Genomic DNA, 20,513 nt, shown 5'->3' with positions numbered 1-20,513 from the left:
AACCTTCACGCCAACCGTTACGGATATGGCGCGCTGCTCGCAAATGCCTTGCCATGGCACCAGCTCCTTTTTCATATGCTTTGTATTTAATTATCTTGAATTAAAGATAATCGATTTTCGAGTATCTGTCAATAGCTTTTTGACGAAATATTTGCACGGTACCTGCCCAAGCTGCGCCGTATGCTGCAGCGTGACTCGGGCCGGCTTCAATCGTACACCGCACGCGCCTGCAGCTACGCTTGCTTCAATTCTTGAACACTGCCGTCCATCCTTCCAACAATGACGCCGTCCGCCATCCGCACGAACAGACCGTTCTCGACGACGCCGGGAATGCCGTTGATTGCAACCGACAGCTTGCCGGGATCCGCGATGCTGCCGAACGCGCAGTCCACGATGAAGTTCCCGTTGTCCGTGCGGAATCGCTCTTCTCCCTGCAGCCGAACCGCCGGCTTGCAGCCGAGGTTTTCCAACTGCCGCAGGGTCATTTCCCAGCCGAACGGCACGATTTCAACAGGCAGCGGGAATGCACCCAGCCGCTCCACAACCTTGCTTTCATCGACGATCACAATCATCCGCTTGCTAGCAGAGGCCACGATCTTCTCCCGCAGCAGCGCGCCACCGCCGCCTTTCGTCAAGTCAAACGCTGCATCTACCTCATCCGCACCGTCTATCGTCAGATCCAGCTGCCCAGACAGCTCGGCGAATGTAATGATCTCGATGCCCAGTTCCTTGGCGAGCACCTCGGATTCCTGCGAAGTCGCGATAGCTTTAACCCGCAAGCCCTCCTGTACGCGTGCGCCGAGCTTCTTAATCGCCCAATACGCCGTAGAGCCTGTTCCCAAGCCAACCGTCATGCCATCTTCAATATAAGCAACCGCTTGTTCCGCGGCGATTCTCTTTGCTTCCATGCTTGTGCACCTGTCCTTCCGTCCCTAAGCCTGTACCGTTATATGCTTCTCCCCAGCTTCTTCAACAGCTCCGTCGCATCCTGCTTCTCTTCCAGCGTCAACCCGTGCAGAAGGCGGTGAATGACACCGGCGTGATCAGGGAAGATGCGGCCGAACAAAGCATCGCCTTCGGGGGTGACCTCCACGAAAACAATACGGCGGTCTTCCGCGCTAGGCACCCGTTTCAGCAGCCCTTTCTGCTCGAGCTTATCAATATTATAGGTCATACTGCCGCTCGTCACCAATATCTTCTCGCCGATCTGCTGAATCGGAATTTTACGTTTGGTGTACATCACTTCAAGGATCATGAATTCCGAGGCTGACAGCCCGTACTGCTTCATGTCCTTAAGCGCGCGATCCATTATGGTTTTATATGCTTTCGACAGAACAACGAACAGTTTCAAGGAAATCAGGTGCTCGTGGTCTACGTCGATTCCGTCTGCCATCACTAACCATCTCCAACTGATATAAGTTAACATTCATTATCTTAAATATGAAACTATACGAAGGAGCCGCTCCTGTCAATGTTGTACGGTGGAAATAAAATTTTATATGCATAAATCCCTACCTGAAAACTATGTTATAGAGTATGATCAAAGTAAGCAATCTAAAATCTTGAATGGAGGTTGACCTATGGCGCAGCCCCTTCCAAACCTATCCTTTGACTGCGTAGATGAAATTCCGATGCACCGCGTGCGCGGCAATCAATTAGGCATTCTGCTCAGCATTATTGCCGCTTCCGCGACCGGACAATTGTGGATTCTTGTTCTGCCGCTGGCCGTCCAGCTGATCAGCCGGTTCTACGGCATCCGGTACAATCTGTTCGTCCGGCTGCTATCGCCGCTCTTCCCTGTCAGCGCCAAGACCGAAAGCCGGGAGCTGCTGCGGTTCAATAACCTGCTCGCAATTCTGTTTCTGCTCATCACGCTCGCCGCCTCCGCCGCTCAAATCCGAATCGCAGCGTACATCACTCTCGCTATGCTTACGGCTGCCGTCGTACTTGCCTTGGGCGGCTTCTGCATCGGCTGCTTCGCCTATTTCCAATACAAACAGTTTCTCGCAAGACGCAAAGCTTCATCCTGATCGGCTAAATGCAAAAAAAGGCTCCGACCTTGATTGGTCGGAGCCTTTCTCGTCTCTATATGATGCAGACAGTTTACTCCACTAGATTAGTACGCCAGCGAGAACAAGCCATTGATGTGCGTCAAGTAACGCGCGTTACTTGCTTTCTTCATGAGCGAAGCAGGAACACCCTTAAGCTCGATGCCGGTTTCGCCGATCGCGCCGATACCGTCTTTGCGGCCAAGGCTTGCAAGTGTACCGGAGAAGATCGGATTGAATGTATCCATCTTCACGTTCTTGTACGATGCAGCGATGTTCGCGCCGACCAGCTCGCCCATTTGCCAAGCCAGTTGTGCAGTCGGCGGGTATGGACGGCCTTCAGGACCGAACACGACCGCGCAGTCGCCAGCCAGGAATACGTCTGGGTGCGATACGGATTGCAGGAATTCGTTGACAGTTGCACGGCCGCGGTTTACTTCTACGCCGCAGTTGCCGACAAGCGTGCTGCCTTGAACGCCGCCCGTCCAAACGAGTGTGCTCGTTTCGATCGTTCTGCCGTCCTTCAGCGTTACAACATTGCCGTTCACTTCCGTGATTGCAAGGCCTGTCAGGAATTCAACGCCGCGCTTCTCAAGGCTCGCTACCGCGCGCTCGATCAGATCAGGCGAGAAGATCGGCAGGATCGTCGGCATTGCTTCGACCAAGGAGATCGATACGTCCGCGAAATCCACGCCGTATTGACGGCAAATGCCCGGAAGCTCGTCAGCAAGCTCGCCCACAAGCTCTACGCCCGTCAGTCCGCCGCCGCCGATAACGAATGTTGCATCCGCTTTGTTCTTGCTCGCAGTGTATGCTTTGATGCGGTCTTTCACGTGGTTGAACACGCGGTTCGCATCCACAACGGATTTGAGCGTCAAGCTGTTCTCTTTCAGGCCGGGAATGCCGAAATAGTTCGTTTCGCTGCCCAGTGCCAGAACCAGGTTGTCGTAACGGTACGACGAACCGTCGTTCAGCGAGACCTTCTTGCCTTCGACGTCGATCGCTTGCACGTCGCCGACGACGATGTTAACGCCTTTGCCTTTCAGCAATTTCTCGAGCGGAAGCGCGACGGCTTTCTCGTGAACGTTGCCTGCGGCGAGGCGGTGAAGCTCTGTAATGATTTGGTGCGAACCTACGCGGTTAATGAGCGTAATGCCCGCTTCTTCTGTCGACAGATGCTCACGTGCGGACAGAGCGCTGAGCAAGCCTCCGTATCCGGCACCTAGAATAAGTATTTCTTTTCTCATGGAATATCATCCTCCGTGCTTGAATAGTGGAATTGCGCTTGCTAAGTTAGCCCTTTTTTCTTTCGCCTAGAATATCCAGGTAAGCTTGGCCGAAACGAAGCATCTTTTGAAGCTCCGGATCTTTCATTAATTTGAGCATGCCGAACAAGCCGATGACGGATTCGCTCTTCTCCGCGCGGTCGTTCGCTTCGATCGCCGCGGATGCGTACCCTTTCACTTTCTCTTCAAGCGGTTTGACGACTTCCTTGACCGCACCCAGCGTGTCTTGGATCAGCACGCGGTCCGAAGCCACCTTCTGCGCCAGGTCATACGTTTTGGTCAGCAGATTCATCATTTCGGCTAACTTCGGAAGCTGATCCACCAGCGCCGTCAGCGCTTCCTGCACTTCGGGCTTCAGGAGTTGATCCAGTACATCCGATTTCGCAGCAACTGCAGCTGCCTGCTCTTGTTGGTCCACGTTCGTTACCAATGTTTCAGTCATTCTATTTCCTCCTTCAGGTGTAGTTCACTCCGCTGCATCTTGGCTAATCGAAGTCTTGTGAAATAAATCACATAGCGCTTTGAAGCAGAAAGCAACATTAATCTTGTTTCTATGATATCACTTTAAATGCTTTCGTTTATAAAATATATTTTATAGGGTCAATAAATTATTTCTTTCACCTATACCTTCGGTGATCTCGTGATATCCCTGCCGGCTTCTTCTTGGATGGCAGCCTTATTTTACCCGGTTGAGGCTCAAGAAAAACAGCTTCCGGGTCATAATCGTCCGCGGAAGCTGTTCTTTTGTTTCCAATTGAAGCAGCAGCCGAAAGGTTACGGTTTTGCCGGCAGTCCGTTCGCTTCGCGTACGAGCGAGAAGTACTGATCCGCCCGTACCGCTTGGAATTCCGCACCGAGGGAGCTGTTCAGCGCCAGAACATCCGTCGGCGTCATGCTCCATGCGAGCAACCCAAGGGATACGAAGAGCGGCGACTTGCCGTCCCACTTGGCTTTGGCGTCCGCAAGGATTCGCTGTCCGTCCTGCACCGTGCTGATCCCTTGGATCGTGGAAATCGGCAGCCCGTTCTTGATTTCGACGCCATAGCGGTCTTCCCAGCTGAGGAACACGCCCGGCGCATGGTATTCATTTGCGTATGCATCGATTTTCGTATCGCTGAGCGGCACGTTTTGACCGGCGACGCGGTTAAGGATATAAGGAATCGTCATGCCGGTTTTCTTAATGTAGGCATTCGTTTGCTTCAAATAAGGCACGAAGGTGCTGTCCGGCCAAGCGTTGGCGTAGAAATAGCCGGCGCCGGACGGGCCTGCGATCAGTTGATCGTTCGCTGTCGCCGTGCTCAGATAATGATCCAGCATCACCGGAGCGCCGTCATAGAGCAGCGGGCTCGACGTCCAGTTGACCGCTACCTTTCCGCGGTTCGGGTCATCCCACAGCACGCGGAGGCGGTGCTCGTTATATTGGAAGTTGTCGCCTTCGCTGAACGTGTACGTGACATAAATTTTGTTCTCGAGCTTCGGTGCTATCGCCGGAGCCGGCAAATTAGCGTTCATCTTCGTACCGGAGAAGACGGACAGGTTGCTGAACCAGTCAGCTGCGAGCACGGAAACGCTGTGCTTCGAGGTGATTTCAACGGAATTGAACTCGCCTTGGACATCGTTACTGAACCAGCCCAGGTAAGGCGTACCCGGCTTCACGTCCGACAGAATGCGTTCGAACAGCTGCAGCTGCTCGGGCACGTTCGCGTCGAGCCAGAATACCATGGCTTTGTTCGCGACCGCGTAATCGCGCAGGTAACCGTACGGCTCCTTCTGCTCGGAGGATACCGGCTGTTCGCTGCTCGCCGCAACCTTGTACTGGTTCCACATGTCGACGGAAGCGGTCAGCTGCTTCGTGCCGGCAGGCGCTGCGAATTTATAAATGAAATAACGGCCGTTATCGGCAAAACGGTGGCCGCCGCTTCCCGTGGATACCTGCGAGCTCTGTCTGTCATAGAGGAATGGCTCCTCTTCAGGCGTGCCGGGAATGAAGTGGGCGATCTCCTGGCCGTCGGCCTTGATCGTTACTTCATGGACTGCGGTGCCCCAGCCGTCCTGCGTGAAGGCATCGGCAAATTGCAGGTAAACCGCGTCTTTGCCGAGATATGGCGTCAGATCGAGATCATATACCTTGCGGTTCTTGGCATCGCGCTCTTGCGTCGTATCCTGCGCGATTGTTTTGAACGAAGCGAAGTTGTTGTCGGGAAGACGGACGGACGTATCCGGGCTCAGGCCGATCAGCATCCGGTGGGTTGTTTGACTCCACAGGTTGTCGAACTGCCAGGTGTATGCATCCAAGCGGTCTTTGAACTTGCCGCGCAGATCATCCAGCACCTGCAGTCCGTAAGGCGCGCCGGCAAGCTTCTGCGCCAGCTCGGGGCTTGCGACGACCGCATCCTTAATGCCCGCAATCGTCGTGGCCACGTTTATGGAGTCGGGCACCTTCGGATCGTACACGATAACGCCTTTCACTGCGCTCTTGAACGTTTTGACGATATCCCAGTAGTTGTCGCGCACCTTATAGGGCACGTCGAGATCGTTCAGCCACGTGAACTTGCCTTCTTCCTTGCTTTCGAGCAAATACATGCGGGGCTCCGTGCGGTTCACGATACCCTGCAGCGTCGCCAGCAGGATCTTGATGTCGCCCGGCGCGTCAATAATATCAGCAACCTCAAGCTGCTTTACTTTGGCGAAGCTCGGCAGTACTTGATCCGCCGGCCATGATATCGTGCTTCCGCCCGGCTTGGCCTCCTGCTGCGCAGGGGCTTCTGCCGATGCGCCGATACTGAAAGACAGCGTACATGCGATTGCAAGACTTACAGCTGCAAGCTTTCGAATCACGATTGAACACCTCATCTTCTCATGGTATTGTGATGTTAACCCACATTCATCATTTCATTAACCGCTTAACACTATCATTGCAAAGCTATTCCCGCCTTGCCCCCCTCCTCCTTTACCATAAGTTTACAATTCAAAACAGTTTCAATGTATATTAAATATATTTTATATAATTATAACAAGCCTTTCGACAAAACTTCCTATGATTCTCCCTACATTTGATTCCTTCGATAGGACGATTGACGTCATTTCGACCTATTTATAGGGCGATCGGGCCAGTGAATATTCGATTGCATAGCAGCGATTAACGAATATAATATATATATACAAATACGAGACCGAAAATTGGTGATTATGATGAACACAGCAGACCGGATTCCGCTCTATCAGAAGATCCAGGATTACATCCGAGAATTAATCGACGCTGAAGAACTCAAGGAAGGCGAACGCATTCCAACGGAGAAGGAGCTCATGGAGCAGTTTAACGTGAGTAAGATTACCGTCGTCAACGCGCTGACCGGCCTTGCCAATGAGAAAATCATCACACGCGTGCCGGGCCGCGGCAGCTTCGTCAGCGAACGAACACAGGAGATTGGTCCCGATCCGCAGCCAATGCCGACCGGCAACGAAGCCTCGGCCGCCTTGTTTAGCGAGCCGGTTCGACGGTCGGGCCTGATCGGCCTAATTATGCCTACGATCTATGATTACTTTGCCATCCGCCTGGTCGAAGGCATCCGATTGACGCTGGAGGCAAGAGGCTACCGCAGTGTCATCCTGCTCTCCGGCGGGCTTCTCCAGCTGGAGAAGGAAGCAATCAAAACCCTGAAGGAGATCGGCGTCGAAGGCATGCTGATCTTCCCCGTCGACGAAGAACAGTACAACGAGAAGATCCTCACGATGAAATTCGCCGGCTTTCCTTTCGTGCTGATTGACCGTTACCTGCCCGGCGTGGAGACCAACTTCATTGCCGCTGACGGCAGAATGGGCGCGGCCTTGGCGGTGGATCATCTCTGGGAGCTTGGGCACCGGGAAATCGCGATCTGCTCCGACTCGCCGCTGCAAACCGTCACGGTGCAGGAACGGATCGAGGGCTACATGAACGCCCTCAAAAACAAAGGCGCCTTGATCAATCCGGCTCATATTATTACGGATTTCAGGGTGGACAGCCTGAAGGACGCGGAGAGTCATCCGCTCTACAGGTATATCCGCAACCGAATGGCCACGGCGTACATTACGCTGAACGGCCGCCTCGGCGTGCAAATCTATCAGATGGCACGACAGGCCGGACTAGACGTGCCGGGTGACTTGTCCATCGTCAGCTTCGATGATCCGACGTCGATCGTCGATGAATTCAGCATCTTCACGTCCATTAAGCAGTTCGAGCAGGATATGGGCTCCCGCGCAGCCGAAATGCTGCTGCAGGTCATCGAGCGCGGAGGCGGACAGAGCGGCGGTTACACCAAAACGCTCATCGAGCCGGAGCTCGCCGCGCGCCAAACCTCGGGGCCTCCCCGCCTCGCTGAAACGCCTTAACGTCATAAACAGCATGAAGCATGGGCTTTCCGCTTAAGCGGAAGGCCTTTTTTTATTCCCAGAAATGAAAAAGAAAAATACAATAAATATATATTGAATATATAAAATAGATATATTATCATTATATTAGTTTGGAAGGCATAACGGATACTTACAACGACCCGCAGCCAAATGAACAAAACCGGCTATGCCGATGCGAATCCAGTTTGATAACCAGCTGCCGCCGCGGCAATCCTGCACGGCGGCAGTCTATTTTTAGGAGGCGATACGCGAATGAGCCGAAAAACGAAAACGAAACCCGAATGGACAGGGTTTCAAGAATCCCGGCCGTACGGGCCGAAATACGATCTTCGGACTGATTTCGTCATGGTGTACGGCATCGGAGACGATCTGCCGGCACGCATTGAGGGCTGGAAGAAAGCCGGCTATACCATCCATCTGATGACCGGTGTCTCATGGGGAGAGTATCAGGATTACCTGTTCGGCCGATTCGATGGGCGCGACCATTGGGACGAAGCACAGACCGAGCGCAGCGGCAAGCAGTTCCTACACGGCAAGGATGTTCCTTATATGGTCCCGACCATCTCATTCGCGGAATATTTGGCCACGTATATCAAGAAAGCGATCGACTGCGGCATCGAGGCCATTCATATGGAGGAACCGGAATTTTGGGCGCAATCCGGCTACGAAGAAGCCTTCAAACGCGAGTGGCTGAATTACTACGGGGAGGATTGGATCCCGCCCCACTCGTCTCCGGATGCGCAGTACCGCGCTTCCAAGCTCAAAGCAGCGATGTATTACCGGGCGCTTGACCGGATCTGCAGCCAAATGAAGGAGTACGCGCTCGTTACATACGGACGCACGGTCCGTTTCTATGTCCCGACGCACAGCCTGATCAACTACACGCAGTGGCGTATCGTCAGTCCAGAGGCCATGCTTGTCTCCATGCCGGCCTGCGACGGCTTCATCGCCCAGATTTGGACGGGAACGGCTCGAACGCCGAACGTGTATCAAGGCGTACGCCGCGAGCGGACCTTCGAGACCGCGTATTTGGAATACGGCATCATGCAGGAGCTGACGCGCGGCACGGGACGGGAAATGTGGTTCCTGCACGACCCCATCGAGGACAATCCGCGGTATACGTGGAGCGACTACCGCTTCAATTACCGGCAGACCGTCGTTGCCTCCCTGCTTCATCCTGAGGTTAAGCAGTATGAGGTATGCCCTTGGCCGAGGCGCGTGTTCGAGGGAAAATATCCTACCCAGGACGGCACGGGCAAAGAAACGATTCCCGACGATTACGCGACCGTCCTGCTGACGGTCATGAGCGTGCTGCGGGATATGCACAACCACGAGGAAGAAGCCGGCGGCGCGGCGTATACGCGCGGCATCGGACTCTGTCTCGCCAATTCGGCGATGTATCAGCGCGGAGACGTCATTCGTGACAACGAAGGACACGGCAGCTTTAAATACGACGGCACGGAATCCGCCGACTCGCTGACGGCGGAGCAGCGCGACCTGCTCGACTGGTCGGCCTTCTATGGACTTGCGCTGCCGCTCGTGAAGAAGGGCATCCCGCTTCGACCTGTGCAGCTCGATAACATCCTGACCTTCCCGGGCTACATCGAGGATTACCGCGTGCTGCTGCTCAGCTACGAGTTCATGAAGCCGGAGCACCCCGGCATTCATCAGGCGATCGGGCAGTGGGTGCGCGAAGGCGGCGTCCTGATCTACGTCGGCGACGGCTCCGACCCGTTCCATAACGTGCAGGAATGGTGGAACCGCGCCGCCGGAAGCCGGACATATGCCCGTCCGGAGGAGCATCTATTCGAGGCGATGGGACTTGGCCGCAATCCAGAGGAAGGCGAGCATGCCGTCGGCAGCGGCTCCGTCCTGTACCTGCAGGCCAATCCGGCTTCGCTGTCTAAGTCCGAGCAGGGCGCGGCGCTCGTAACGGACAGCGTAAGCCGCGCGCTTGCCCTGCGCGGGGAAGCGCGCGATTACCAGGAAAGCGCAGCGCTGCAAATCCAGCGCGGACCTTATGTAATCGCCCAAGTGCTGGACGAATCCGCATCGGAAGAAGGCGCGGTACTTCACGGCTCCTTCCTCGATTTGTTCGAGGCCGACCTGCCGGTACTGAACCGCATAACGCTGAAGCCCGGCGACAACTGCCTGCTCTATGATCTGAATTACGCGGCGCAGCCGGCAGCGTCCACAACCGCAGCGGGCACGCCGTCCGTGCTGATCAGTTCATCCCGCATTCGGGATGAACGCTTCGAAGCCGGCGTATTCCGATTCGTATCGGAATCGCCGTCCGACATGAACGTCAGCATCCGTATCCGAGCCGGCGCGTCCCCTAAGCGTGTAACGGCCGGTCAAATCGAGGCTGAGTTCCATCACGATTCCGCTTCCGGCACGACGCTCATCCGGCATGCCGGATCACCGGAGGGCGTGGCGATTACGCTGGAGTGGTAGGAGGTCGCCGCCCCATGCGGCAAGCGTGAAATAAGCGGCAAGCGTGAAAAATAAACAAGAACCCGGCTGAGGTCAGCCAGGTTCTTGTGCGTTGTTTACGTTCTATGCCTCGCAGGGAAAGGACGGCAGCTGGCCCCTGTGACCCTGAAACCGCTCCCGTTAAATGAGCGCGTGCAGCTCGCCCATCGGCCGGATCAGATTCTGCTTCATAATCGCGGCCGCCGTGGAGGCATCCCGCTGCTCAAGCGCCGCGATTATTGCGTCATGATCCTCCACGGAGGCCGGCGTCCCCGTGACGGGCTGCTGCAGGAAGACATACTTGAACCTGCGGATATGAATCTGCAGCGACGCGCTGAACGAGGCAATATAGGGATTGCCCGAAGCATCGATGACAATATCATGAAACTGCTCGTCGATCTCCATCGCTTGATAAGGATTCCCGCTTTCGATGGCTTCGGCGAACTGCCTGTTGCAGACCTTCAGTTTCTCGATCTGCTCCGGCGTAATCCGTTCGGCGGCGGTTTCCGCAGCAAGCGCATAAAGCGCCGCGAGCGTCGGGTACATCTTCAGGATATCATCCTTCTCGATACTCGTTACCCGCGTTTCCTTGCCCGGGTGCATGGCGACAAGCCCCTGTACTTCAAGCAGCTGAAACGCTTCGCGGATCGGCGTTCTGCTCACAGCCAGCGCTTCCGCCAGCTCCGAGTCGACAAGCTTCTCGCCTGGCCGTAGCGTGCCGTCGATGATCCAGCGCTGTATTTGCGATAAGACGCGTTCCTTGGCCGACAGGCGGATCGGCGTGGCGAAGTTATGCGGTACAGGCATGCCCAATCAAGCTCCTTCGTTCATTAGGGTATACATGCAATATATCGCATTCCGAAGCCTCAATCAATGAGCCGATGCCTGTACCACTTCTTCCCGCGGAAGCGCATCAAGAAGACGCCGCCGCGGATGCCCCATTCGCAGTTCATCGCCAGCCAGACGCCGATGATGCCGAAGTGCAGCACGATGCCGAGCACATAACCGAGTACGATCCGGAACAGCCACATCGACAGCATGGATACGATCGACGTAAACCGCGAGTCGCCCGCGGCTCTGAGCGCGGACGGCATAATAAAGCTGATCGACCAGAGCGGGATTTGGGCAATGGCATTAATTAACGTAATCATAAAGATATCGTCGATGATCGCCGCCGGCGGATGAAACAAGCTGACGAGCGGACGAAACAGCGGCAGAATGATAAGCGCAGTAACGAGGAGACAGGCTGCCGACAGCACCAGGAACGCTTTGGTGAATTTGCGGGCATCCTCGATGTTTTTGCGCCCCATGCATTGGCCGACAACCGTAATCGTCGTCAGCGACAAGGCGGCGGACGGAATTTGAAGCAGTCCGGCGAACGTTGCGCCGATGGCATTCGTTGCGATCGCGTACGTCCCCATACTCACGATGAAGATCTGCGTTACGATTTTGCCGCCGTTGAAGAACATCTGCTCCGCGGCGAACGGAAGGCCGACGTACATGATTTTGCGAAGCATCGCCAAATTAACTTTGACCAAATCCTTGATTTGAATATGCAGACTGGTATCCATGCGCACCAAATAGTAAATCGCGAAGACCGCCGCCGCGTACCTGGAAATATTAATGGAAATGGTCATGCCGAGCACGCCCATATGCAGGAAATTAATGAAGACGATATTCAGCAGCACGTAGGATGCATTCATAATCAAGGAGAGGATCAGCGAAACCCGGCTCTTCCCGATTCCCCGCAGGGCGCCGCATACCGCTTCCATCATGGCAATGCCGACGAAGGAGATGCCGCTTCCGATCAGATACGTTTTGCCCTCCGCGAACACTTCGGGCGTCGCCGCGCCGAACAGCAGATTGAGCATCGGATTATGGGCGAGCACGACGACTGCGCTAATGCCAAGAGCGAACAAGGAAACCGAAGCCACGGAGCTGGCTGCCGCCTTGGACACCATGAGACTGTTCCCGCTTCCCTTGTACTGCGCGACAATAACCGTGCCTCCGGTCGACACGGCCACAAACACGCTGATTAGAAATATATTAAGCGAATCGACCATATTCACCGCGCTGACCGCCGCCACGCCCGAGGAGCTGATCATGGCCGTATTCACGAGGTTCAGGCAAACAATGAAGGCCTGATCAATCAGAATCGGCAGAAACAGCGCCATAATTTGACGGTAATCAATTGACTCGCCGGAGAGGTGCTTCTCGAGAAAAGCCTGCCTCTTCCTTCTTAATTGGGGTAAATCCATCCGTATCACATTCTTCTCGTGTAATTTATCGTGCTTGTCTATATGTCTCTATTAGTATATCAAACATCTGTCGGCGGCGGGTCCCCAATTCTGAGCAAAAATGTTCCAGCTCCCGCCGTCAGCCTTTCGCACCGCACCGGAAAGCTTGAATCCGGCAGCCTTATATGTCACAATCGATAGGGGATGAACGGTCATCCCAATCAGGCTTTCTTTACATACACCCTCATTACAAATTAGGAGGACAACCATTTATGAGAACGATGAAATTGGGCAGCAGTTCTTTGGAAGTGCCGGTACTTGCGGTCGGCTGCATGCGCATTAATTCCTTGAGCAAGACCGAAGCGGAGCGCTTTGTTCAAACATCCCTGGAAGAAGGCGCGAATTTCTTCGACCACGCGGATATTTACGGCGCAGGCGCATGCGAGGAAATCTTCGCAGACGCCATCCATATGAGCGACAGCGTACGCGAGAACATCATTTTGCAATCCAAATGCGGGATCCGCAAAGGCATGTTCGACTTCTCCAAGGAGCATATTTTGGACTCCGTCGACAAGATCCTGCAGCGTCTTCGCACCGACTATCTGGACATCCTACTGCTGCACCGTCCCGACACGCTGGTCGAGCCGGATGAAGTCGCGGAAGCATTCGATAAGCTGGAGAGCTCCGGCAAAGTCCGCCATTTCGGTGTATCCAACCAGAACCCGATGCAAATTCAGCTGCTGAAGAAATCGGTCAAACAACCGATCGTAGCTAACCAGCTGCAGCTCAGCATTACCAACTCGACAATGATTTCGAACGGCTTCAACGTCAATATGGAGAACGATTCCGCAGTGGGTCGCGACGGCAGCATTCTTGATTTCTGTCGCCTGAACGACATCACGATCCAGCCTTGGTCGCCGTTCCAATACGGCTTCTTCGAGGGCGTGTTCCTGGACAACCCGAAATTCCCGGAGCTGAACCAGCAAATTAACGAGGTTGCAGCCAAACACGGCGTCAGCAACACGACCATCGCAATCGCTTGGATTCTCCGCCACCCTGCGCACATGCAGCCGGTAACAGGCACGATGAATATCGACCGTCTGAAGGACTGCATCAAAGCAAGCCACGTGGAATTGACGCGCGAAGAATGGTACAGCATCTTCCGTGCAGCGGGTAACATTCTGCCTTAACCTCGCGAAGGCGAGGGGGCTTGCCCCCCCTTCCTCTCATGCATGAACAGCCCCAAGCCATTCGTTGGCTTGGGGCTGTTTTTCTTATTAAACGGGCATGTTGACTTTCGGCAGCGCCGGCTTCTCCCCTGGACGGTGATACAGCTGGTAATAAACGGCGGCGCACAGCACGGCGATCACCGCGGCACTAGCGTACATCATGCGGTAATCCGTATACGATGCGATCACTCCCATCATATAGGAGCCGATGCCGTAGCCGGTCTCGAATAACAAGAAGAACGTGCCCGTTGCTTTGCCTTTGCGATGCGGGGGCGACAGCTTTAAGGCCAGTGTCTGGCAGCATGGCAGCAGCGCTCCGTACCCTGCGCCCATGACGACGCCAGCCCCTAGAATCGTGACCGGCGCATGCGCTTGGCTGAGCATGAACAGGCCTGCTGCAAACAGCCCCGCTCCGGGATAAAACAGATAATGCGCCGGATAGCGGTCGAAGATACGGCCGATGAGCGGACGGCAGAGAATAATCATGGCCGCGAATGCGACGAAAAAAGCACCTGTTGTCTGCGATTGATGGATTTCGGACGCATATACCGACATAAACGCGGGCAGCGAGCTGTAGGAGATGCCAAGAAACATACCGACAAGCGAGATTGGGAGCGCCTTGGGCTCAATCAGCCGGCACCAGCCCTTCTCTTCGCGAAATTGGACTGGCGCAGCCATGTTCGCCGCCTGCGGGCCTGACCTCTCCGGCATCCGCACAACGGCGGTAAGGAGCAGCGACAGCACGGCGAAAGCGCAGATCGCCAGCAGCAGATGATGAATGTGCCGATCACCCCACAGGAGCAGCCCGAGCGCAGGTCCCGCGACCATCGCAATGCTCATGAACATGCTAAAATAGCCGATGCCTTCGCCTTGGCGCGATTCAGGTACGAGCGCCGCGGCAATGGTGCTTGTTGCAGTCGAGGCTAGTGCATAGCCCATGCCGTGAACGAAGCGAACAACCAGGAACAGCATAATGCCGGGCGTGCCGAAATATCCGATGCAAGCCAGCAGGAAGACGATCATGCCGATGACGGCCATTCGCTGCTTGCCGAAGCGATCGACCCACTGACCGGAGAAGAGCCGTATCAGCACGCTGCCGATCACGAAGACCGTCATGGCCAGCCCCATCTGCTGTTGATTGCCGTGCAGTCCTTCTTTGACATAGAGGGGAAAAGCGGTCGCGAGCATATAGAACGTAAGAAACATAAAAAAACTGCCAAGCGACAGGGCGACGAAATGCCTCGTCCATATGCGATCTCTAATCAACAGCCTCTCTCCAATCTCCATAGGTCCTTTTTCTCTATCTACTGGAGATTATAAGAGGATCGCTTTATATAAAATAATACTTATTTTATAATGAAATGATCATATGAATATGATGAGGAATGAGAGGGCTTACATGGAATTTCTGCAGCTAAAATACTTTCAAGCCGTCGCGAGGCTGGAGCATATGACGAAGGCAGCCAAGGAGCTGAACGTCTCCCAGCCGTCGCTCAGCAACTCCATCCACCGTCTGGAGCAGAAGCTCGGCGTCCCCCTCTTCGAACGTCAAGGCAGGCAAATCCGATTGAACGCCTTCGGCCGCGCCTATCTGAACCGGGTCGAACGGGCTTTCCGGGAGCTGGAGTCCGGGGAACGCGAGCTTATGGATATGGCCGGTCTCGAACGGGGCATCGTCTCCATATCCGTAACCTTGCCGTATGTGCTGCCGACGCTGCTCCAGGAATTTCTCACCCTGCATCCGCATGTTCAGATTGTTCAGCGGCAGCTCGGCTCCTTTCAGGAGATTAAGAACGATCTCGAGAACGCCGCGATCGATTTCTGCATCTCCGGCAATCCGATTTCAGGCCCGAACCTGGAATGGCAGACCCTCGCGGAAGAAGAGCTGTGCTTAACCGTACCTAAGGATCACCATTTGGCCTCCCGTGCGAGCATCGATCTCGCCGAAGCCGCCAACGAGCCATTCATCTCCTTGTCTTCCCGGTCTAACTTCCGCCAGATTACGGACGGATTTTGCCGACAGGCCGGCTTCGAGCCGCATGTCGCCTTTGAGCTGGAAGAAGTGAGCGCCATCCAGACGCTGGTCGAAATGGGCCTTGGCATCACCTTCACGCTCCCCCTCTCCCTAGGAATGAAAGCCTCCAGCCCAAAAACGACGCAGCTGCGCATCAATAATCCGATTTGCCAGCGACGCTTCGGCATCTCTTGGAACCGGGAGCATTACTTGTCCCAGGCGGCAATCGAGTTCAGGTCCTTCGCGATTGCATTCTTTGGGCGGCGATAGCGGCGGCGATAGAGCGACACGCTGCAGATCTATGAAACTCCCTACGGACGAAGTTTAACTTTTTTGTAACTTTTATCGTATGCATATGTTTTAAGATGAGTACATCAAGAGGGAATTCACTAACAATCCAACTAATGAGGTGCTCAATAATGACAACTATAAAACGCAACGCTATTCGCAAATGGTCCACGATCGGCATGGCCGCCATGATTTCACTCGGAACACTGGCAGCCGTAACGCCCGCTCACGCATCAAGCACGTCTGTTCCCGCAGTATCCACGACTGTTCACCCGGTAACTGCGACGCCGCCTGTTCGAGCGGCGGCAGCTGCGGCGAAGGAAAACGGACCGGCCTATATCAAAAGCATCCTAGCGCTCGCAAAACAAGGCAAAGTGCCGAAGAGCAGCTTCGTATCCGGCAAAACAACCATCAAGGAAGTGCATAAAGTCTGGGGCGAACCGACGCTCTCGGGCGGCGGCTATGAAACCTTCAATTTCGGCATGGGACAAGGCGCATATGCGGTAGGCATCAGCAGCAAGACCGGCGTCATCTACGATCTGCGCGACTTCGGACAAAGCATCGATCCTTCCATGGGCATCAAATCAATGACGTTCACAGCCGTCGCAGCCGCACTCGGCAAGCCCAAAGAAATCAAATTCATCGGCAACGACAAAATCTACCTGTATGCCGCAGGCAGCCATCAGCTGAAATTCGTCGGTCCGAAGAGCGCGCCTGCCGGCAAGACGGCGCATATCGACCATATTAACGTCTATACGCCCGCAGCGAATAAATAATCGACAACAACCCTGCAAGGCTTCTAAGCAGCGACTGCTTCTCGGTGATCTACCGGGGGGCGGTCGTTTGGTCTATTCGGGAACGTACGAAGCTTCGTTCAGAACGGTTGTCTATAATAGAAACCAGCATTATGGATGATTTCTTGCGCCGTCTCGAGCGGAGTCTTGCGGGTGGTATCCATGATAAACGGGATATTGGCAGGCGACGTCGTGAGCTTGTTCAGCAAAAACAAAGAGCGATCCAGCGCATCCATATCCCCTCTTATTCTTAGGCGTTCGACGATTTGTTCTTGATCCGCACGCAGCACAACATATTTTACGCTCACATTCAGATCTGCGATCTGTTCACAAAACCAATCAAGCTCATCCTCCACGACAAAATCAATAATGACATTAAACCGATGCCGGATGACATTTCTCGTTACCGCCGCGATGTTGGTCCAAGCGAGATTTAAACGTTCTTCCCATGGAGGCTGCACCTCCCCGTAGAACATGTCCAGCAGGTGATCGCCCTCAATGAGAACGCTCTGCTCGGTGATTCTTGCGAGCTCTCTCGAGGTCGTCGATTTACCAACCCCGAGCGGGCCTGATAGGAGGTATACAATTGTTTGCTGATCCTCTTTCAAATGCTGCCATCCTCTCTCGCCGCTTCTTTGCGGCATGTTCGTTTCCTTCAAGAAGATCCGAATAGACTCATAATAAACCTCTTAACACTGGAATAACCAGCTTCATGAATGATTAATGAGCTGAATGATTCTGAAAGCGACTGCGAATGTAAATTCCGAATTATTCGGCGCAGCTGCCTTCACCGGAAAAGGACCTCGGACCGCGAGAAACAAAACGGGGCGGCGCAGGATTCTTCCCTGCGCCGCCCCGTTATCGATTCGACGATCCATTCCTATACGCGTACAAGCAGCATATGCTGTGCTTATTATTTCGCGGCCGTGATACCGACCGTGTAAATTTCAGAAGGTCCCAGCTTTGCCGTGAATGCGCTGCCCGCAGGCTGCACGTCTTCGACGGCACGCTCAAGTACATCACTCTTGTAGACATTCGCCGCTGCGTCTGCAGCTGGGCGGAATGTAAGCTCCGCCGCTTCAGGACGCAGGTTGAACCAGCGTAGCATCAGGTCGCCCGTAGCTTCAGCGATTTTCACGGAGGAGAACGCAACGCCTTCGCCTTCCCAAGCCACGAAGGCATGAACCGGTGCCAGCGTTCCGCCATGCACGCCGGTCTGTACCGTCGTCCACGGCGTCTGGAATTGATAAGCCGACGCGAACGCGCCCGATACCGCTCCGTCCCCTTGATGCGGGAGGATCAGCAGCTCGACCGTATGCTCGCCGAGGCACTGCGCTTCAGGCGTCGGGAAGACGCCCCAGTCTCCAAGCTCTGCAACGGAGCGAAGCAAGGTAACTGCAATCGTATTGCGGCCGTCTCTGAGCACTTCGTATTCATTCAAGCCTTTGTTCGCGATCGTAAGACCGCCCTCGTCGTTGCTGACATCGGTGAATGCCTGCTGATGCTGTGCATTGCTTGGGTTCTCCCACTCGGCGGCCGGCTCGTTATCGCGAACCGCTACCTCGAAGATCGCATCGGCACGGTGCACCGTCGTAACCAAATCGGTCGGGAACAACGCGCGAACGCGGTGGTCCTTCGCCCCGTTATTGAACGTCGTGCGGATACCTACGCCCTTGCCCGAACGCTCCAAGCTGACAACCGTGCGAATCGTGAACGGCACGAATTCGCTGGAACGTCCTGCCTTGCGCTCCGGATAATAGACGGCTTCCTGCTTCTCCTGCTCGAAGAGCTCGTCAGCCGAAGCCGGTACGGACCAGTGGTGCACGATCTCGAATGCCGCACGGTACGCGTTGTCTTCGATGACGCTGATTTCCGCAGGCAGTCCCTTGGTTGTCAGCGGCTGCTCGCCGTCCGGCTGCTTGTACATATATTCGTTGCCGATATCGCCCGTGTCCTCGAAAACAAGCAGGTCGCGATACGTCCGTCCGCTTGCGACGTCGGTAACCGCAAGCGAGCCGTCCTCGGCGATTTCGATGCTGAGGTTACCGTTCGCCAGCGAGCGAGCTCCGGTAATCAAGGAATTCGCGGAAACCGGCTTTGCCGCAGCTTCCAGTACCCATGCGTAAGCTTGCAAGCCAAGCGCAGGCACGGCGGCCGCTTCGAACGTCAGCTTCACGCGGCGCGCCCAATACGGCTGGCGGAATTTATCGTCCGGCAGCTCGTAATCGAACTTCAAGCCGAGATCCTCCATCGTGTACGCGATGGCGGCGCCGTCTGCGTCCACGAGCGCGCGGCCTGTCACGTCGATCGCTTTCATCCGTGCAATCATTTCATTCGGGCTGATTCCATCGCGATAGTAGATTCGTGCGACGTCCAGCTCCACGTCCACGATGCCGCTGTGCGCCCAGCCCGTCGTATTATAGACGACGAAAGGCAGCGCGTCTTGGCCGTAGCCCGCGAAAGCATTCGTATCCACGATGCCGGCAACCGCATGCTTGCTCGCATCGACGATCGTTTCCGCCACGTGGCGGCTCTTATCGAAGCGCGTCACCATTTCACGGTGAACCTCATCCACGCTGCAGCCGCAGATGCTGTCATGCGGATGGTTCTGCATGAGCGTTTTCCATGCGTACTTAAGCAGATGCTGCGGGTAAGCAGCCTTGCCCGTCACATGGGCGAAAGCGGCCAGCGGCTCGGCGACTTTCTCCAGAATCGTCTGCCCAACCTGATTCATCTGCTTCAGGTAGACCCGGGCCGAGGCTGTATTCACGAGCGTGGACCAGCCGTCCGTGCGCTGGCTGCGCAGCTCGCCCTTTACGACCGACAGCTCCGTCTCCGTGCCGATCGATTTGTTCAGCGATGCCAAATAGTCAGGGAAGTTCGAGTGGACGAAGTCCGTATCCGGATACAGCTTGCGCGCCACGCGGATCGCTTCCGATAGATCCGTCTGAATCGGCTGGTGATCGCAGCCGTTCATGAACAGCAGCTGCGGCGTCGAAGCGTATTTGCCGGCATCCGCCAGCTTGCGGTCCCAATATTCCTTGGCTTCCGCTTCATCGACCGGCACTTCGTTCCCGTTGCTGTACCAGTTGGCGAATAGAATGCCGAGTACGCGCGAGCCGTCCGGGCCTTCCCAGATCAGCTCGGAGAAAGACGATTCGTACGCGGAATCCGTTACCGTGTTATTGAAGCCCGTCGGCTTAACGCCGCGGCCGAATACCGCATTATCGATGCCGGCCTGCTTCATGAGCTGCGGCGCTTGGCCGATGTTGCCGAACGTGTCGGGGAAGTAACCGACCTTCGCGATCGTGCCGTAATGAGCTGCATCCTGGTGGCCGATCTGCAGATTGCGCACGTTGGCCTCGCTGCTCGTCAGAAACGCATCCTGCAGCACGTACCAAGGCCCGATATGAATGCGGCCTTCATGAATCCATTTCTCGAGGCGCTCCCGTTGATCCGGGCGAACCTGAAGGTAATCCTCCATGATGATCGTTTGGCCGTCGAGATAGAAGCTGCGGTACTCGTCATCCTTCTCGAGCGTATCCATCAGCGTATCCACCAGCTCGATGAGCTTTACATGATGCTTCTCATAAGGCAGATACCATTCGCGGTCCCAGTGCGTATGCGAGATGATATGCGCCGTTCTTCTCTTGTTATCGTTCGCCAAAATAAACAGCTCCTCTCTATATAAACCAACATCCGCGCCGAATGCAGCTTGGCTGCGCTCGGCGCGGATTGGCCTAACGGCAGCTGCCG

16 protein-coding genes are annotated in these 20,513 nt (G+C 55.1%); 6 read left to right on the top strand and 10 right to left on the bottom strand.

Annotated elements, in window-relative coordinates:
* Positions 1–233: 233 nt before the first annotated feature.
* Positions 234–908, bottom strand: a complete 675-nt coding sequence (rpiA, locus tag KXU80_RS20635) for a ribose-5-phosphate isomerase RpiA (RefSeq protein WP_219835020.1) — start codon at positions 906–908, stop codon at positions 234–236.
* Positions 909–946: 38 nt separating this feature from the next.
* Positions 947–1,393 carry a MarR family winged helix-turn-helix transcriptional regulator gene (locus KXU80_RS20630; RefSeq protein WP_219835019.1) on the bottom strand — a complete coding sequence of 149 codons (447 nt, stop codon included), beginning with the start codon at positions 1,391–1,393 and terminating at the stop codon, positions 947–949.
* 187 nt (positions 1,394–1,580) lie between these two features.
* Here KXU80_RS20630 and KXU80_RS20625 point away from each other — a divergent pair, with 187 nt between their 5' ends.
* Complete coding sequence (locus KXU80_RS20625) at positions 1,581–2,030, top strand: DUF4395 domain-containing protein (protein ID WP_219835018.1); 450 nt, start codon at positions 1,581–1,583, stop codon at positions 2,028–2,030.
* An 86-nt stretch (positions 2,031–2,116) separates the two neighbouring features.
* Here the strand turns inward: KXU80_RS20625 and KXU80_RS20620 are convergent, their stop codons facing one another.
* The 3 genes from KXU80_RS20620 to KXU80_RS20610 form a co-directional block, all read right to left on the bottom strand.
* Positions 2,117–3,295 (bottom strand): NAD(P)/FAD-dependent oxidoreductase, encoded by a 1,179-nt coding sequence (locus KXU80_RS20620; protein WP_219835017.1) that lies wholly within the window; start codon positions 3,293–3,295, stop codon positions 2,117–2,119.
* Positions 3,296–3,341: 46 nt separating this feature from the next.
* A complete protein-coding gene (locus KXU80_RS20615; RefSeq protein ID WP_219835016.1) occupies positions 3,342–3,776 on the bottom strand; it encodes a DUF1641 domain-containing protein in 435 nt (144 codons plus the stop codon).
* 332 nt (positions 3,777–4,108) lie between these two features.
* The gene (locus tag KXU80_RS20610; protein WP_258171084.1) at positions 4,109–6,172 is read right to left on the bottom strand and encodes a GxGYxYP domain-containing protein; all 2,064 of its coding nucleotides are present in this window, start codon (positions 6,170–6,172) and stop codon (positions 4,109–4,111) included.
* Between the two features lie 354 nt (positions 6,173–6,526).
* Here KXU80_RS20610 and KXU80_RS20605 point away from each other — a divergent pair, with 354 nt between their 5' ends.
* On the top strand, positions 6,527–7,702 hold the full coding sequence (locus KXU80_RS20605) for a GntR family transcriptional regulator (RefSeq protein ID WP_219839139.1): 1,176 nt from the start codon (positions 6,527–6,529) through the stop codon (positions 7,700–7,702).
* A gap of 273 nt (positions 7,703–7,975) precedes the next feature.
* Entirely contained in the window at positions 7,976–10,177 is a 2,202-nt protein-coding gene (locus KXU80_RS20600; RefSeq protein WP_219835014.1) for a hypothetical protein, read from the top strand.
* Between the two features lie 159 nt (positions 10,178–10,336).
* Here the strand turns inward: KXU80_RS20600 and KXU80_RS20595 are convergent, their stop codons facing one another.
* A complete protein-coding gene (locus KXU80_RS20595; protein ID WP_219835013.1) occupies positions 10,337–11,002 on the bottom strand; it encodes a GntR family transcriptional regulator in 666 nt (221 codons plus the stop codon).
* A 59-nt stretch (positions 11,003–11,061) separates the two neighbouring features.
* The gene (locus KXU80_RS20590; RefSeq protein WP_219835012.1) at positions 11,062–12,453 is read right to left on the bottom strand and encodes an MATE family efflux transporter; all 1,392 of its coding nucleotides are present in this window, start codon (positions 12,451–12,453) and stop codon (positions 11,062–11,064) included.
* 251 nt (positions 12,454–12,704) lie between these two features.
* On the opposite strand from KXU80_RS20590, the gene KXU80_RS20585 reads away from it, so the two are divergent.
* Positions 12,705–13,622 carry an aldo/keto reductase gene (locus tag KXU80_RS20585; RefSeq protein ID WP_219835011.1) on the top strand — a complete coding sequence of 306 codons (918 nt, stop codon included), beginning with the start codon at positions 12,705–12,707 and terminating at the stop codon, positions 13,620–13,622.
* Between the two features lie 87 nt (positions 13,623–13,709).
* Here the strand turns inward: KXU80_RS20585 and KXU80_RS20580 are convergent, their stop codons facing one another.
* Positions 13,710–14,927 (bottom strand): MFS transporter, encoded by a 1,218-nt coding sequence (locus KXU80_RS20580; protein ID WP_219835010.1) that lies wholly within the window; start codon positions 14,925–14,927, stop codon positions 13,710–13,712.
* 133 nt (positions 14,928–15,060) lie between these two features.
* Here KXU80_RS20580 and KXU80_RS20575 point away from each other — a divergent pair, with 133 nt between their 5' ends.
* Together KXU80_RS20575 and KXU80_RS20570 are read left to right on the top strand one after the other, a co-directional pair.
* On the top strand, positions 15,061–15,945 hold the full coding sequence (locus tag KXU80_RS20575) for a LysR family transcriptional regulator (RefSeq protein ID WP_219835009.1): 885 nt from the start codon (positions 15,061–15,063) through the stop codon (positions 15,943–15,945).
* Positions 15,946–16,094: 149 nt separating this feature from the next.
* Positions 16,095–16,739, top strand: coding sequence for a YjgB family protein (locus KXU80_RS20570; protein WP_219835008.1), 645 nt, complete (start codon positions 16,095–16,097; stop codon positions 16,737–16,739).
* Between the two features lie 98 nt (positions 16,740–16,837).
* On the opposite strand, the gene KXU80_RS20565 is transcribed toward KXU80_RS20570, so the two are convergent.
* Both KXU80_RS20565 and KXU80_RS20560 read right to left on the bottom strand, forming a co-directional pair.
* On the bottom strand, positions 16,838–17,401 hold the full coding sequence (locus KXU80_RS20565; RefSeq protein ID WP_219835007.1) for a P-loop nucleotide/nucleoside kinase family protein: 564 nt from the start codon (positions 17,399–17,401) through the stop codon (positions 16,838–16,840).
* A gap of 269 nt (positions 17,402–17,670) precedes the next feature.
* Complete coding sequence (locus tag KXU80_RS20560) at positions 17,671–20,424, bottom strand: alpha-mannosidase (protein WP_219835006.1); 2,754 nt, start codon at positions 20,422–20,424, stop codon at positions 17,671–17,673.
* Between the last annotated feature and the right edge of the window lie 89 nt (positions 20,425–20,513).

The sequence above is a fragment of the Paenibacillus sp. R14(2021) genome (assembly GCF_019431355.1).
Classification (GTDB): Bacteria; Bacillota; Bacilli; order Paenibacillales; family Paenibacillaceae; genus Paenibacillus_Z.
This window is presented reverse-complemented; position numbering and strand designations above follow the sequence as displayed.